The 14,782-nt window shown below is 35.1% G+C and carries 17 protein-coding genes and 1 pseudogene; 11 read left to right on the plus strand and 7 right to left on the minus strand.

Going from position 1 to position 14,782, the window contains the following annotated elements; genetic code table 11:
* Position 1 precedes the first annotated feature (1 nt).
* Entirely contained in the window at positions 2-82 is an 81-nt protein-coding gene (locus tag BFJ97_RS25755; protein ID WP_223553224.1) for an IS3 family transposase, read from the plus strand.
* 953 nt (positions 83-1,035) lie between these two features.
* The gene (gene lepB, locus BFJ97_RS22490) at positions 1,036-1,614 is read left to right on the plus strand and encodes a signal peptidase I (protein WP_083227135.1); all 579 of its coding nucleotides are present in this window, start codon (positions 1,036-1,038) and stop codon (positions 1,612-1,614) included.
* A 605-nt stretch (positions 1,615-2,219) separates the two neighbouring features.
* Here lepB and BFJ97_RS22495 read toward each other — a convergent pair.
* Both BFJ97_RS22495 and BFJ97_RS22500 read right to left on the minus strand, forming a co-directional pair.
* Positions 2,220-2,933: an SDR family oxidoreductase gene (locus BFJ97_RS22495; RefSeq protein ID WP_068986842.1), complete on the minus strand. Its 714-nt coding sequence runs from the start codon at positions 2,931-2,933 to the stop codon at positions 2,220-2,222.
* Between the two features lie 33 nt (positions 2,934-2,966).
* Positions 2,967-3,518, minus strand: a complete 552-nt coding sequence (locus BFJ97_RS22500) for an NAD(P)H-dependent oxidoreductase (protein ID WP_068986843.1) — start codon at positions 3,516-3,518, stop codon at positions 2,967-2,969.
* A 362-nt stretch (positions 3,519-3,880) separates the two neighbouring features.
* On the opposite strand from BFJ97_RS22500, the gene BFJ97_RS22505 reads away from it, so the two are divergent.
* Entirely contained in the window at positions 3,881-4,219 is a 339-nt protein-coding gene (locus BFJ97_RS22505; RefSeq protein WP_068986844.1) for a winged helix-turn-helix transcriptional regulator, read from the plus strand.
* 601 nt (positions 4,220-4,820) lie between these two features.
* Here the strand turns inward: BFJ97_RS22505 and BFJ97_RS22510 are convergent.
* The 3 genes from BFJ97_RS22510 to BFJ97_RS22515 form a co-directional block, all read right to left on the minus strand.
* The gene (locus BFJ97_RS22510) at positions 4,821-5,414 is read right to left on the minus strand and encodes a YdeI/OmpD-associated family protein (protein WP_068986845.1); all 594 of its coding nucleotides are present in this window, start codon (positions 5,412-5,414) and stop codon (positions 4,821-4,823) included.
* A 193-nt stretch (positions 5,415-5,607) separates the two neighbouring features.
* Positions 5,608-5,730: a hypothetical protein gene (locus tag BFJ97_RS25560; protein ID WP_302621820.1), complete on the minus strand. Its 123-nt coding sequence runs from the start codon at positions 5,728-5,730 to the stop codon at positions 5,608-5,610.
* A 23-nt stretch (positions 5,731-5,753) separates the two neighbouring features.
* A complete protein-coding gene (locus BFJ97_RS22515) occupies positions 5,754-6,185 on the minus strand; it encodes a hypothetical protein (protein WP_068986846.1) in 432 nt (143 codons plus the stop codon).
* Between the two features lie 88 nt (positions 6,186-6,273).
* On the opposite strand from BFJ97_RS22515, the gene BFJ97_RS22520 reads away from it, so the two are divergent.
* The 8 genes and pseudogenes from BFJ97_RS22520 (at position 6,274) to BFJ97_RS22550 (ending at position 12,128) form a co-directional block, all read left to right on the plus strand.
* Complete coding sequence (locus BFJ97_RS22520; protein ID WP_068986847.1) at positions 6,274-7,017, plus strand: hypothetical protein; 744 nt, start codon at positions 6,274-6,276, stop codon at positions 7,015-7,017.
* Positions 7,018-7,259: 242 nt separating this feature from the next.
* A complete protein-coding gene (locus BFJ97_RS22525; RefSeq protein WP_068986869.1) occupies positions 7,260-7,730 on the plus strand; it encodes a hypothetical protein in 471 nt (156 codons plus the stop codon).
* Positions 7,731-7,755: 25 nt separating this feature from the next.
* Complete coding sequence (locus BFJ97_RS22530) at positions 7,756-8,193, plus strand: hypothetical protein (RefSeq protein WP_068986848.1); 438 nt, start codon at positions 7,756-7,758, stop codon at positions 8,191-8,193.
* A 320-nt stretch (positions 8,194-8,513) separates the two neighbouring features.
* Positions 8,514-8,648, plus strand: a complete 135-nt coding sequence (locus tag BFJ97_RS25565) for a hypothetical protein (RefSeq protein WP_302621821.1) — start codon at positions 8,514-8,516, stop codon at positions 8,646-8,648.
* Positions 8,649-8,770: 122 nt separating this feature from the next.
* Positions 8,771-9,220, plus strand: a complete 450-nt coding sequence (locus tag BFJ97_RS22535; protein WP_263297569.1) for a DUF1259 domain-containing protein — start codon at positions 8,771-8,773, stop codon at positions 9,218-9,220.
* A 215-nt stretch (positions 9,221-9,435) separates the two neighbouring features.
* A pseudogene (locus BFJ97_RS22540) lies at positions 9,436-10,217 on the plus strand (transposase); the annotation flags it as partial.
* Between the two features lie 241 nt (positions 10,218-10,458).
* Positions 10,459-11,421, plus strand: a complete 963-nt coding sequence (locus tag BFJ97_RS22545) for a helix-turn-helix transcriptional regulator (RefSeq protein WP_068986850.1) — start codon at positions 10,459-10,461, stop codon at positions 11,419-11,421.
* Positions 11,422-11,495: 74 nt separating this feature from the next.
* Positions 11,496-12,128: a type 1 glutamine amidotransferase family protein gene (locus BFJ97_RS22550; protein WP_068986851.1), complete on the plus strand. Its 633-nt coding sequence runs from the start codon at positions 11,496-11,498 to the stop codon at positions 12,126-12,128.
* Between the two features lie 432 nt (positions 12,129-12,560).
* Here the strand turns inward: BFJ97_RS22550 and fumC are convergent, their stop codons facing one another.
* On the minus strand, positions 12,561-13,952 hold the full coding sequence (gene fumC, locus BFJ97_RS22555; protein WP_068986852.1) for a class II fumarate hydratase: 1,392 nt from the start codon (positions 13,950-13,952) through the stop codon (positions 12,561-12,563).
* Between the two features lie 296 nt (positions 13,953-14,248).
* A complete protein-coding gene (locus tag BFJ97_RS22560) occupies positions 14,249-14,464 on the minus strand; it encodes a hypothetical protein (RefSeq protein WP_068986853.1) in 216 nt (71 codons plus the stop codon).
* Positions 14,465-14,782 lie beyond the last annotated feature (318 nt).

The raw sequence follows: 14,782 nt of genomic DNA on the forward strand, positions 1-14,782 counted from the left end.
TATCCAGTTTTACAATAACGATAGATACCAAGAACGATTAAACGGCTTAAGCCCATTAGAATATAGGGCTAAAGCCGCTTAAAAGCTTTTTATTATTTCCACTGTCTACTTGACAGGGAGCAGTTCACTTTTACAGGGGTTTTTTATTTATTCATGAACAATATGCTTTCCAGAAAAAAGCATATCAGTTAGTTTAACTACATTAACGATTCGCTACCCTAACTTTATGGAAAACTACTATTAGCTATAAAAATTCAGATAATTGATCCAGTTGCAACAGATACTCTCAGACTTAAAAGGTACCCTTTTGATTGGATAATTGTTTTGTAGGTAAGTACAAAAAAGAGACGTATCCTTTTCATCTCACTATCAATCAGTTCTAATCCCTATTCCAGCACTTGTTCCAGCAGCTATAATTTTTGGTGTTTTTATGATAGTACAGAGAGTATGTAGCCATAGAAATGGTTCAATGTTCGGTGGCTGTTGGATTTTTAGCTCTCAAATTCCCCCCCATATTTGGCGATGAACAAAACAAATAACATGACATAATATAGAAACATCAAATATTATTAAAAAGGATGATGTATGATTTCTATAGTAAGAACCTGTACCCTTCCTAACGGAGAAATACATGATGGCTGGGAAGATGTTGATGTTATTTGGGACATTGATCGTTGGGAGAATGACGGGGGTAGAAGTGTTGGCACATGACTTGGCTACGGCCGTTGAATGAAAAAAATTTGCATTAAGAGGGAGGCAAGCCAGTCTCCCTTAAAAATATTTGTACGGACAAGAATCAAATGAAAATTTTTCTACAATCTTCTGTGGAGGGCTTTTTTAGCTGCTTAAAGCCTAATCATATTTAGGTTGGACACGCACACTCGTTTTTTGCGGGCCTGTTCTTTACAATTGTTGGGGCATGTCTTGCGCCTATAATTTGTGATGAATTTCCTGAAAAATAAAATATTTTAAAAGAAAGCTGAAACTATTTTCCTTGTTTAGCGTTAAATAATAGAACACTAGGAGGTGAAAGTTTTGGAAGAAAAAATACAGGGAAAACAAAAAAATGAGTTTTGGGAATGGGTAAAGGCAATTGCTTTCGCTCTAATGCTTTCATTTGTAATCAAGCAGTTCCTATTTACTCCGGTACTTGTAAAAGGCGCTTCTATGATGCCGACACTTGAAGACCACGATCGCGTGATTGTCAATAAAATTGGTCCAACACTTCAGTCATATGATCGATTTGACATTGTTGTTATCGAAATGAATGAAGAAACAAATTATATAAAACGTATCATTGGTCTACCAGGAGATAAAATCGAGTATAAGGATGATCAATTATACATAAACGGTGAGAAGTACAATGAACCTTATTTAGATCAATACAAGAATGAATTAAAGGATACTGGGACACTCACTTATGATTTTACGCTAGAGCAAAATTTAGGTGAAACTACCGTACCAGAAGGGCATTACTTTGTATTAGGTGATAATCGTCGTGTAAGTAATGATAGCCGAAATCCTGAAGTTGGATTCATCTCTGAAGAACAAATAATGGGGACAACTAATATCATCTGTTGGCCGATGGAGCATATTGACTTAAGGTTTAACTAGATTCATCTTGGACATCGTTGACACACAAAAAGCATCTATTCACAATGGATAAAAGTTACTTAATCAAACTAGTTATACCGAGTAAAATCAGTACGATTAAGTATTATTTGTTAAGGCTTTCAGCAAACCTAAAATAAACGGAGTTATATAAAATTAAATCAAAAAAATAGTTATGTGAGCAAATGTGTGAGCATTTTGGAGAGCAAGTGATCTGCTTCAAATAACATAAAGGAAATTAGATTTGATTGTAGTTTCCTAGTAAAAGGGTAAACTTTAGTATCGACCACTTTATTCATAAGGCTTTACGTCACATTATTTGGGTGTAGGTTCGAATCCCCCGTGGGACGAATCAAGGCTCAGATAGAACAAGTTTGAACCAATTGAAAAGCGCCTCGAATCCTTTGTTATCAAGGGTTTGAAGCGCTTTTTCTTTTTTTGAATCCATTAGAAAACGATAGAAAATGAAAAGTTTCTACCCTGCTATTTTATTGTGACAGTTTTTAAGAACTAATAATAAATGATAAAGTTGTTAACTGAAATAATCGAATGTTTAAGTTGTTATATTGGTAGAACCATTATTCTTTGATTTTTCCTCAGCTGCTGATTTAAGCTAAAATGTGACCGCCTTCTACATGAAGAGCGGTTCCAGTTACGAAACTATTTTGTAGCAAGTATAGTACGCTTTGCGCAACATCTTCAGCTCTTCCTATTCGTTTCACAGGAAGTTTGTTTTCAACAGTAGCATAGAAATTATTACGTGCTTCTTCGGGCATTTTGCTACGGGAAGGTGTATCAATTATACCGGGTGAAACGATATTCACTCGGATTGGAGCAAGTTCTAATGCCAAAGTCTGGCCTAGATTCGAAACAGCCGCATTGACTGCACCTAAAATTGCTGAACCAACCATAGACTTGTAGGCTACAACCCCAGAGAATAAAACGATTGAACCGTTTGGTGAAATTTTCGGAGCACCGTATTTCGCTGCATAATATTGTCCCCAAAATTTATTTTCAAACAGTTGTCGAGCTTGTGCTGTATCCGTTTGGAGGAATGACCCACTGGATGTTTCTGCCGCACTAATCACAAGATGATCGAACTGGCCGATTTTTTCAAAGAAAGACTGTACTTGCTGTTCTTGCGTTGTATCTAGAGTATAAGCCGTTGCTCTAACTCCTAGTTGCTCTCTTGCGTTTCGTAATTTATCTTCGGAACGGCTGGCAATGATTACTTCTGCCCCTTGAGCTATTAGCTGTTTTGCTGATTCCAAACCAATCCCAGAGCTTCCACCGATAATTACAACTTTTTTATCTTTTAACATGTTTTTCTCCCCTTATAGGTTTACTTATATAGATTAAAAATTCAATACCTCTTGCAGGTGTAAATCAAGTTCGGATACAAACTTTTCAACCTTCGGATTTTTGACTACATCATAACAAGAGAAACTCTTTAAAGGTTTCATTCCGAGAAATTTCTGTATACGATGTAAATGACTTAATGCATCTTCTAGACTGCTACCTTCGAAAAATTGACTTGGATCGTTAAATGCTTTTTCAGGTGCATTCCAGGTAGTCGAAAACATATATTTCTTTTCAGTCAATAACCCGCCTTTTCCATACGGATCAGCACCCTTAAAAAATAAACCATAAGCATATACTTCATCCATATACGTCTTCAATAAGCCTGGGACACTGAACCAATAAATAGGTGTTTGGTAAATAACAATATCAGCCCATATAAATTTTTGTTGTTCTTCTTCGATTGTATATCCATCTTGAATAATTGTTGTTTTTACATTGTTCTTTTCGCTTAAAAAACTGACCAATTTGTCCATCAATGTTTGGTTCAAATTCCCCTCTGCTGAACTATACTTCTGGTGCCCGTTAATAATAAGTATATTTTTCATTTTTATCTAGCTCCTTTAATTTCGTGTTCCTTTAATAAACCACCTAGCACTTAGCTGGTAACCAATAGCCCTGTTCAAATCGTTTGTTACATCTGGAAAAATACCCATGATAGCGACTCTATGGTACCGATAGCAAAAGCACTGATTAACAATGCTAACGGTAGTTTGTCTCGTTGATTTTACGTACTAATTTGTGATCACCTCCTCCAAAAAGGGATTGAATAATAAGTTCAACGATATTATATATACAGTAACTTCATTTAGGGAAGTAGTGATATTTAATATATTAAGTTACTAAAAATATACTATTGTGATATGATAAGGGGAAACTCGTAAAAAAAAATTTAGGGAGGATGTTTCAGATGAGTGTTAATGAGCCAGTCGTGTTGACGAAAGGGGCACCAGGTGAGACTTGTCCCATTGCTAAAACGCTCGATGTGATTGGGACTAAATGGACTTTTTTAATTATTCGGGATCTGCTTATAGAAGGAACAATGCAATTCAGTGACCTATTGAAATCAATGAATGGAATTAGCCCGAAAACACTTTCACTCCGTCTTAAGACACTAGAAAATCATGGAATATTGGAAAAAAAGGTATTTCCAGAGGTTCCCCCTCGTGTGGAATATACGTTAACGGAAAAAGGAAAAAGTTTGGAAGGTATTTTCATTGAATTAAAGAGATTTGGATTAAATTTATAAAAGATTAAATATAGGTCATTCTTTAAATTTGGGTAAGTTAATTTTAATCCATCTCAGACTTAAGGAGGACAATCGAATCAGCTACAGAAGTTTCTTCCAAAAGACGAATTTAATGTATCAGCCAGATGTGGAAGTTCATGCTGAAATCGGGGATATCTAGACAGAGGTTTTGTTCAAACTTTTTTATAAACAGTCAAACTTATTTTCAAACCTACAATTTGTGCTTATGTGAATGGCTGCCAACATACTGGCAGCTTTTCTTATTGAAGTAACGTGCAGGTTAGTTGATGAGTGTTGTTTAACTTGTGTTCAATAATCGGGCCATTATCTTAAATAAAAGTTGGTGGATCAATTAGGTATTTATGTTAAGGTGTAGTGAAGATTGTAATGATGAATTGGTGTTCACATAATTATGATTAGACGTATTGGCGGCAAAAAGGAACGGTCAAATGAAAGGAGAAGAGGTTTTAGCTGCCCTTAAAGCAGGAGAATTAAGTGAAAAGACCAATAAACATTATAATATCTCCGTTTATTGGCCGGGTTATTAAATGATTTAGAGTTAAGTGCATTGATCCAAATTTAATCTTATCTTCTTTTAAACTTAATCATTTAATCCTTTTCCATCAAGAATTTGCTGCGTGTATTTTTCAATCCTTGACACTCGCGTTTTGGATTGTTTAGGCTGAGAAAAATATAAAATATATGCTCTTTGCCGTCCTGGTGTCAATGCTTCAAACGCAGTTTTCAATGCAGGGATTTCATTGAATGTATTTTGCAGTTCTTCAGGAATTATGTATTCCTTATGCTCTTTCATTGGTACTTCTAAACCTGCTTTTTCAACTTCAATGGCTTCATTAATGTAGTCTTTAATGATGGTTTCCATTGCAACTATTTCTTGCACATTGGTGAAACGAATTTGGCGTGCAGCTTGTACATTTTCCGTTTGTTGGATTAGTATCCCATGTGTATCCTTTAACAGGGCTCCTTTGTGAAACAGAAGTGCACAATACTCTTTAAATCCGTGTATTAACACGATGTTTTTGTTCTCCAATGTGTAACAAGGATGCATCCACTTAAAATCCTCGGTCAGCTCACAGTCACAAACGATATTTCTCAACACCGAATATTCTTCCTGCCACTTTTTGGCTTTACTTAAAAATTCATCAACTTTCGGATTCATTCTATTATTTGTCATCAAGGAACACCCTCTACAATTTTTTAATCATCTGATATCAATTACTCTAATCGATTTATAATAAAACATTAAATAGTGTCATGTCTAGCTAGAAAACACTCTAAATTTGTTTTACATTATTATGGCTCATCACCATAGCGTGTGGTTGAAATCCGTTCCGATTGGGCGCTTTGTAGCTGACGCTTTGCTTTCGCTACATGAAAACACTTGTAGCTGACGCTTCGCTTTCGCTACATGAAAACATTTGTAGCTGACGCTTTGCTTTCGCTACAGAAAACACTTGTAGCTGACGCTTTGCTTTCGCTATAGAAAACACTTGTAGCTGACGCTTCGCTTTCGCTACATGAAAACATTTGTAGCTGACGCTTTGCTTTCGCTACAGAAAACACTTGTAGCTGACGCTTCGCTTTCGCTACATGAAAACATTTGTAGCTGACGCTTTGCTTTCGCTACAGAAAACACTTGTAGCTGACGCTTCGCTTTCGCTACAGAGAACACTTGTAGCTGTTGCTTCGCTTTCGCATAGATATAAGTCGTGGATAGAACCTTCGAAATGATGGATAGAAAGTTTAAAATCGTGGATAGAACCTTTGAAATGATGGATAGAAAGTTTAAAATCGTGGATAGAACCTTTGAAATGATGGATAGAACGTCCAGAGTCGTGGATAGAACCTTTGAAATTTGTCGCTGACGCTTCGCTTTCGCCAAGTCTCCACTCAACTTATATAAATGGCATATGTTTGTCATCCAAAACTTTTGGTGATGAGCCATTACTATTCCTTCATTGGTAGAATATAGGATTAATAGTATATAATACTGAGGGATTATGTTTAGTAAAATTAAGCTGAGGAGGAGAATAATGAAAAAATTTTTTATTGTGTTACTAGCAGCATTTGTACTTGCAGTAGTAAATCCAACAAAGTCAGAAGCAAAAGTGATGTATGATGGAGCAGAAGTTGTTAAAGGGCAAACAGGAAAAATGACCTTTAAAAAAGACATCAAGGTATACAAGAGAAATCCAGATGGTACATTTGATTCGTTAGTGGTAAAACAAAAAAACTTCTTTAAAACGTATGATATTGAAAAATATGAAGGCAAAACATTCTATTATATGGGGCAATATCGAGTACAAGCAACGGATTTGGTAGTTTTCAAAGAAGTACCAATAAAGATTCGTGCTTCTTTCTATAACAATCCAACTTATGTTGTTATTAATCGTGATGGTAATTATAATTACGGATATTACGGAAAATATTTCAATGAAACGGGTGATACTTCATACGTGGATTTAAATAATGAACAATTTAAGTATTGCGTGAGTAATGGAGTAGGTTGGTTATGTGAGAAGTATCCTGGTACAGATCTTAAAATCTTTGAGACAACAGTGAGACAAATGGACGTGCATTATGAGCTAACAGAAAATGCAGAAGCGAAACACACTCCATTAAAAGAAGCTAAACCTGAAATAATGTTTGAAAAGGGAAGCATTTTTTCATCATATAGTATTGAAGTTAATGGTTATCTATTGGTAAGATTTGAGGGAGAAGTCAGATATCTTGGTTGGCTCCCTGTAAATTTATTAAAGCCAGTTGGAGATAAGTGATAGATTATGAATTATATATAGCACTCTTAATTATTTGTTAAGGGGGCTATTTTTTATGGTTTGTTGACAGACATACGGATAGGATGTTTGTCGATGTCCTGGGCTTAGCTGAATAAACGATATATCAAATGGGGTAATTTTTCCAAATGATGCTGGTTTGAGGTATTATTATACTAGCGGAGCAGGATTGTGTTCCATTTATGACCTATACTTTCGATAGAGAAAGGGATGGTAGGGTGAATATGAAAGGATTTTTAAAATTATTTATAGGATTGTGTTTGATTTTTATATTAATAGGGTGTATTGGTGAAGATTATGATGTAGGGGTGCCAACTGCCCATATATATTTCGAGGGATTATCTTCAGATTTTCAATTAGCAGAAGCAAATATCAGTTGGAAAACGGCAAGTGAAGAAGTGAAGAAAACAGAAAAAGATATTATCAAATACGCATCATCACTGGATGAAATAAAGGTTTTTCCAGGTCAAAAAATGTCTTTGGATTTTAGAGAGAATCCAAAAAATGGTGGGGATATATGGACTGATCCAAAGATAACTGTTGCCTTATTAAAAGATGGCAAACGAACTGAACTTGCTTTGGATGATTTTAGAGAATTTCAATTTCCAACAGACAAAGGAAATTATGTTTTAGAAGTTGAATTTATGAGTTCAGCAGGCAATGCTCAATATTTAGGGAACATTCTAATTCAGTGATTAAAACATAGCTGAGGAGTTTTTTATGGAAGAAATTACGTTAAATGATTTTATTGTAAAAATAGATAAGGATAAAACGCTTGAATTGTATAGAGCACTTCCGAAAGTTTCCAATAAAGCGCATTGTGGTTGCGAGGATTGTCAACTTTTCGCTAAGCAAATTCAACATGCGAGCCCAGAAGTTTTAAAATTCTTTAAACAATTTGGAGTTGACCCTACAAAAGAGGCAGAAGTTTGGAGAGCTCTTCCTAATGAAGATGGCTTTGATACTTATACTGCAGATTATCATTTTATAGGCATTATACAAGGTACAGATGAATTAGATTGGATTCAAATAGGAGAGGCATCTTTTGGGCTTGTAAATCGTGGTGGAGATTTACCAAGTCCGATGATTCCAAGCACTTTTTCAAAGCCGATTGTAGAATTAGCTGTGAGAATAACAATGCCTCATATAGAGATATAATATAGAAAGAAATTATTCTATAAATAATTCCACCCTTATAATTTATTTGACTTCAAAGCTCAGGTATTCAATTAATTTGTGCCTGGGCTTTATTATGGTTATAGATAAACACTTTCAGCTGCACGATTAGCCGAAAGTGTTTTTTGCCCGATTTATTCAAATGTTATCTTAAGAGTTGCTTGATGTACATTCTGATAGGGTCTTATGCGATATAACAATACAATTATAGTAGAGATTTAACAAAGAGCAGTGAGGCAAATTTAGCTTACTTAATTAATAAATTCAACGAGAGGGCACCCGAAAAAAGGGTGTCTTTTATTATGTATTTAACTATGGTAGGGGACACAGAGCATAAAGTTCGTCCAGTGCCATTCTACAATTGGTTAGAACAACGTGATGTCCTTCCACAATCAACCAATAGTAGATCTAATTTAAAAAATTTGCTGGAATGGTAGGGAAATGAATACGAATCGATAGAAAAAATTATTTAATAAAAGGCGCTTGTACATAAAGCTCCCAGTCATGTCAATCACTTGAGAATATAGTATTAATAGAAAATAAAAAGGAGGTGAATAGATTGGGAAATAGTAATCGTCAAAATCAGTCAGAAGAATACTACGGTTGCGTAGGTCAAATTAAATGTCAACAACTTGCTAATATCATTGGTGGGGAAGTTATTTCTTCAACACCAGTTTGTGTTGTAATGCGTCTTCGCGATATTAAAGCTACTATTCTTGGAAGAATTACTCGATCTCCTCTCGCACTCCCGTTTGCACTTTCTTTTGAAGGCAGTGGGGTTAATACATTAAACCTCGGCGAATCTGTTGTACTTCAGGAAGAAATTAATCCATTTATAACAGAACTTCAAAAAAGAGGTCTCATTGTTACAGCGGTGCATAACCATTGGCTTTTCGATAATCCTAGATTAATGTACATGCATTGGGAGAATGTTGGGAATCCAACTCAATTTGCAAGAAGAAGTTTTGATGCTGCAGTTGCAGCAGGCTTGTTCAACAAATGCAAATAGAGATAGTAAATCTAAATCAAACAAAAGGAGGATGGGACAAAACCCATCTCTAAACTAAAAACCCGGTGAAATTTTACGATCAGTAAAATTTCACCGGCTTTAAATTTTTTTCATAAAAAATAAGGACCACTTCTGCTAAAATTAAGTCACCACAACAAAATTATACAGAAAGAAGGATCCTTATGTTTAAAAATTATAACATGAATTAATAAGTTTTGCCTTTAGATTTAGAAGGAAGTTACAAAAGAATGATATTGTCTTCCATGTTCACCATTTAGTCGAGAGTATCCCGCCCGAAGCGTTTGAAGCATTCCTTTGAAATGAGGGTTGTCCTGCCTACCATCCATGCATGATGCTTAAAATTATCTTATGTGCCTACACGCAATCCGTCTTCTCAGGGCGCAAAATTGAATCGCTTTTAAAAGATAGTCTTCGGATGATGTGGTTAGCTCAAGGATATGAACTAACCTACCGCACAATCAACCGCTTCCGTGTCCAACCAGAGGTGAAAGAGCTGATTCGTCAATGCTTCGTTCAATTCCGCTGCCAGCTGGTACAGGAAAAATTAATTGATCAGGAAGCTATTTTTATTGATGGAACAAAGATTGAAGCGAATGCGAACAAATTTACATTCGTGTGGAAAAAGTCGATAGAGAAATATCATAATGGTCTAATTGAAAAGTCAAATCAGCTATACGATGAGCTGCTTGAAAAAGAAATCATGCCAGAAATTGAACCGGGAAAAGAAAAGGAGTTAGCATTGGAAGACCTCGCTCAAATAGTTGGAAAAGTAGATGAAGTGATTTCTGAATATGATCGGAAAATTGAGGACTCATCGGATGTAGCAGAGCGAAAGGCTTTAAGAACGGAACGAAAATGCCCAAAGCAAGCTCACAAACAATGAATCGACTATATTGAACGCAAACTAAAATATCAAAGAGACTTCGAAATCTTTGACGAACGAAATAGTTTTTCGAAAACAGACCCGGATGCGACATTGACACTTATATTTATTCTCTAATAATATAAAGTCATCATTATTATTATTAACGACAAAGACCAAGCTTGATTTGGTCTTTTTTTACATCAATGTGAGTGAAAAAAATGATGAGGGAGGGAAGCACTTATGATTCTAGGGCCTCATTATATAGAAAGCTATCGGAAAGGAACAGTTGATGAGTTATACCAAAAATCGGAAATATATAATAGAAATAAATTTTATATAGAGGTGGAATTATATGCCTAAAATTGACAATATGTTAGCAATTCTATGGATGCTTCGTTCAGGTGAAAAAATTACTGCAAAACAAATTTCAGAAAAGTTAGAGATGAATATAAGAACTGTGTATCGTTATATTGATACAATTTCAACAAGTGGCGTACCTATAATTTCAGAACCAGGACATAACGGTGGATACACTTTATTGAACAATTTTATTGAGGCTCCTCTTTTTTTTGATTTTGAGGAGCAAACTTCACTATTTCACGCTGCTGTTTTTGCAGAAGAAGCCGGATATTATGGAGGTGAAGCACTAAACAGGGCCATTTCAAAACTAAGTAAATACTCAAATCAAGAGCAAGAAACAAAGGTAAACCAACATTTAACTAGTCTTGAAGTAGTAAGTCGATTAAGTTCACTCTCTATGGAACCTTTTTTGAAGGAGTTGGAGCAGGCCGTAGCTGACGGGTGCTCAGTAAAAATTCTTTACCATAAAAGTGGCGAAAAGCAATTAAATGATAGATTGGTCGATCCGTACAGAATTATCTATTGGAATAATAAGTGGTATGTGATTGGATTTTGTCATCTTAGGAATGCTATCCGTAGTTTTAGAGTAGATCGAATTGAAAGTCTAATGCTAACCGAAAATAAGTTTAACCGGCCAGAAAATTTTTCAGCACGTGACTTTTTTATAAAAAATCTTCTTCCAACTATAGAAGATAAGGAAGGGATTATTTCTTTGGTTATCAATGGGGATAAAAGTGTATTGGCTGATATTTGCCAACATTGGTTTTTAGGACATTATTTACAAGAACGGACTTCAAATCAAGCAGTTTTTCTTCTTGAAAAAGATATATTACATACATATGTACCTTATTTACTTTTACCGTACAATAAATCTATTAAAGTTATTGAGCCAATAAGTCTTAAGAAAAGACTTATTGAAGTTCTGTCGGAATTAATAAAATTTCATCAAGTATGATAACTTCCCTGACGTTAACTGTCAGGGAAGTTATTTTATAATAGCCATATCAATTGTGATTGGAGTGTTATTGGATGCAAACAAAAAAAGTTTTTCTATATGTATTTAATACAATGTCGGACTGGGAATATGGATATTTAATTGCTGAACTAAACTCAGGAAGATATTTCAAAAAAGATTTAGCACCTTTAAAAGTAATTACAGTAGGAGCTAATAAAGAAATGATTACTACTATGGGAGGACTGAGCATAAAACCAGATATTTCCCTTGATGAATGTACTCTTGAGAGTAAAGATCTTTTAATTTTACCAGGAGGGACTACTTGGAGTGAAGAAATTCATCAACCTATTTTGGAAAGAATAGGCCAAGCTTTAAAACTTGGCACTATTGTTGCTGCAATTTGTGGTGCAACTGAGGGCCTCGCGAATATGGGATACTTAGATACTAGAAAGCATACAAGTAATAACTTAGAATATACTAAAATGGTATGTCCTAACTATAAAGGAGAAAAGTTTTATGAGTTGGGATCTGCGGTATCTGATGCGAATTTAATTACTGCATCAGGAATAGCTCCTCTGGAATTTGCAATGGAGGTACTGAAAAAAATAGATGTATTTACACCAGATGCATTACATTCATGGTATAACCTAAATAAGACACATAAACCTGAATACTTCTTCCAGTTAATGAATTCAATAAATAAATGAAGTAACTGAAAAGCTCAATTTCTCTATTTTGATTTGTAGAGAAGTTGGGCTTTTTAATATGGAATTTCCTTATCGTTGTAAATCCACATTTTCCTGACGCTACCCCAATAAATAAAAAAGGTGATAGTAGCTTAACATTTAGCGGTATATTTTTTGGCTAAATACAAATGCAATCCTATCCAAAATGAGGGTAAGCACTTGCTACGCGGGTGTTTTTTTGTGAGGGAAAAATAAAAAGGACTGGGGAGTTAACCCCAATCCTTCTTACACATCCCTATAAACATGCCACCAAAGCGTTATTAATTAGCTCACTTATCCTCAAAAACAGGCTGTAATATATACCAACTTGCTAAGAACATAAGGGAGTTTATTATCTGAAAATGTTGATATATCAATGTTTTGAAGGTGTTGTGTGTTTCAACTTGCACCTCATCATTTTACGTTTGGATAGATCATCGTCGCAGGATCCACGTATTCGTCAAACTGTTCTTCTGTCAGTAAACCTGTTGCAATGGCAGCTTCTTTCAATGTAGTGCCTTCTTTGTGAGCCTTTTTCGCGATTTTTGCTGCATTTTCATAACCGATATATGGGTTTAATGCTGTTACAAGCATTAATGAATTTTGTAAATTATGGTCAAGTACTTCTTTATTTGGCTCAATTCCTTCAGCACAATGATCATTAAATGATTTCATCGTGTCTGCTAGTAGGCGAGTTGATTGTAAGAAGTTATATATAATAACTGGCTTGAAGACATTTAGCTCAAAATTACCTTGGGAAGCGGCAAAAGCAATTGTTGCGTCATTTCCAACAACCTGTGTGACAACCATTGTCATCGCTTCACTTTGCGTTGGATTCACTTTACCAGGCATAATGGATGAACCTGGTTCGTTTTCTGGGATTGTAATTTCACCAATACCAGAACGAGGGCCACTTGCTAACCAGCGTACATCATTGGCTATTTTCATTAAGTCAGCTGCAAGAGCTTTCAATGCGCCATGTGCGACAACGGCTTCATCATGACTTGTTAGTGCATGGAATTTATTTGCTGCAGAAGTAAAATGTTTTCCTGTCATTTCACTAATTTCCGCTGCTACACGCTCACCAAATTCCGGATGTGCGTTAATACCAGTACCTACTGCTGTTCCACCAATTGCTAGTTCCTTCATATATTCGATATTTTGGATAATCATATGTTCAGATTTAGCAAGCATTGCTGCCCAGCCACTAATTTCTTGACCTAAAGTCAGTGGTGTTGCATCTTGTAAATGTGTACGTCCAATTTTGATAATATCTTTAAACTTCTCTGCTTTGTCATCAAATGTTGCTTTTAGAAAGCGCAGACGAGGTAGTAAATAATCCTCAACTTTTAACACGGCAGCAATATGCAAAGCAGTAGGGAAAGTATCGTTTGAGCTTTGAGATTTGTTGACATCGTCATTAGGATGAATACGATCAGACTCTCCAGCATTTTGTAAAATTTGGTTTGCTCGGTGTGCAATTACTTCGTTGACGTTCATATTTGACTGTGTACCGCTACCAGTCTGCCAAACAACAAGAGGGAATTGATCATCCCATTGACCATTTAAAATTTCATCAGCTGCTTGCACAATTGCATTTGTTTTTATAGCTGAAAGCTTGCCTAGTTTACTATTGGCGATAGCAGCACTTTTCTTTAAAATAGCCATTGCTTGAATAAGCTCAATTGGCATTTGTTCTGTACCAATTTGGAAATTTTCTTTACTGCGCTGCGTTTGAGCACCCCAAATTTTATCTGCAGGTACTTTAATTTCACCCATCGTGTCTTTTTCAATACGATAATCCATGTCAAACAGCTCCTTTATTTATGTAACTTGTAACTCTTCTTTATCTAAATTAAAGTTAAAAAACGGATATTCTTAGTCTGATGTAAGAATATCCGTTTGATACATGCTTATTTCAAAAAAAGGGGGGATTCTGAATTAAGCAATTTGGAGAAAAGAAATAATCTACTGATAATGATAATTGTTATCATTTAAAAAGTCAATTATTTTGCTAGAATGTGAATTGAGAATAGTTTGCAATTGGTATTTCTTAAAATTCGATCCCCACTTTTTAGCGTTGTTACATAAATCGGAAGGGGCTATCTCTTTTTCTTTCCAAGTTCTTTAAGTGGTACTTTTTTAGGCACTTTCTCAAAAATGATACGCACATGATAGTTGTTGTTGTCTATTTGAGCAACCTGAACAACTTTTGCTTTACGTCCTTTAATTTTTATGTTCTCTTCAACAGCAGGTAAACTTACAAGTAGCTGGCTTAAAACGGACGTTTTGTTTTCGTAAAAATGAGTTACAAACATATTTTTTTCTCCTTATAACTTTTTTATTTTGCCTAGAAAAAAGCTTGATCTTTTAAAACTTAATAGAGGTAGGGGTGTTACAGGGGTATGAGCATGGTGAAGGTTTTACTCAATGTATGATAAGGACCTTTTGTATAGAACAATTATGAATGTAAGGCAAGCTATTTGGATTTTGTGCTTTTAATCAATAGAAGCTTAATGAAAAAAGTAGTAATGAATGTAGTGTCGTTGTGATAAAAGGCTTGTGAAAATCATCGCAAACCATTTATGAAGCATTTAGGAGTTTTTATTTGGGAAATTTTCGATTGTATATGCGGA

Origin of the sequence: Lysinibacillus xylanilyticus, from assembly GCF_001708185.1 — a bacterium.
In the GTDB taxonomy this organism is placed as follows: Bacteria; Bacillota; Bacilli; order Bacillales_A; family Planococcaceae; genus Lysinibacillus; species Lysinibacillus xylanilyticus_A.

Bases quoted from the DNA above. Each gene is read 5' to 3' on its own strand.
- BFJ97_RS22495 (WP_068986842.1), bottom strand. From the start codon at position 2,933: ATGTTAAAAGATAAAAAAGTTGTAATTATCGGTGGAAGCTCTGGGATT.
- BFJ97_RS22500 (WP_068986843.1), bottom strand. From the start codon at position 3,518: ATGAAAAATATACTTATTATTAACGGGCACCAGAAGTATAGTTCAGCA.
- BFJ97_RS22505 (WP_068986844.1), top strand. From the start codon at position 3,881: ATGAGTGTTAATGAGCCAGTCGTGTTGACGAAAGGGGCACCAGGTGAG.
- BFJ97_RS22510 (WP_068986845.1), bottom strand. From the start codon at position 5,414: ATGACAAATAATAGAATGAATCCGAAAGTTGATGAATTTTTAAGTAAA.
- BFJ97_RS22515 (WP_068986846.1), bottom strand. From the start codon at position 6,185: ATGGCTCATCACCAAAAGTTTTGGATGACAAACATATGCCATTTATAT.
- BFJ97_RS22520 (WP_068986847.1), top strand. From the start codon at position 6,274: ATGAAAAAATTTTTTATTGTGTTACTAGCAGCATTTGTACTTGCAGTA.
- BFJ97_RS22525 (WP_068986869.1), top strand. From the start codon at position 7,260: ATGAAAGGATTTTTAAAATTATTTATAGGATTGTGTTTGATTTTTATA.
- BFJ97_RS22530 (WP_068986848.1), top strand. From the start codon at position 7,756: ATGGAAGAAATTACGTTAAATGATTTTATTGTAAAAATAGATAAGGAT.
- BFJ97_RS25565 (WP_302621821.1), top strand. From the start codon at position 8,514: ATGTATTTAACTATGGTAGGGGACACAGAGCATAAAGTTCGTCCAGTG.
- BFJ97_RS22545 (WP_068986850.1), top strand. From the start codon at position 10,459: ATGCCTAAAATTGACAATATGTTAGCAATTCTATGGATGCTTCGTTCA.
- BFJ97_RS22550 (WP_068986851.1), top strand. From the start codon at position 11,496: ATGCAAACAAAAAAAGTTTTTCTATATGTATTTAATACAATGTCGGAC.
- fumC (WP_068986852.1), bottom strand. From the start codon at position 13,952: ATGGATTATCGTATTGAAAAAGACACGATGGGTGAAATTAAAGTACCT.
- BFJ97_RS22560 (WP_068986853.1), bottom strand. From the start codon at position 14,464: ATGTTTGTAACTCATTTTTACGAAAACAAAACGTCCGTTTTAAGCCAG.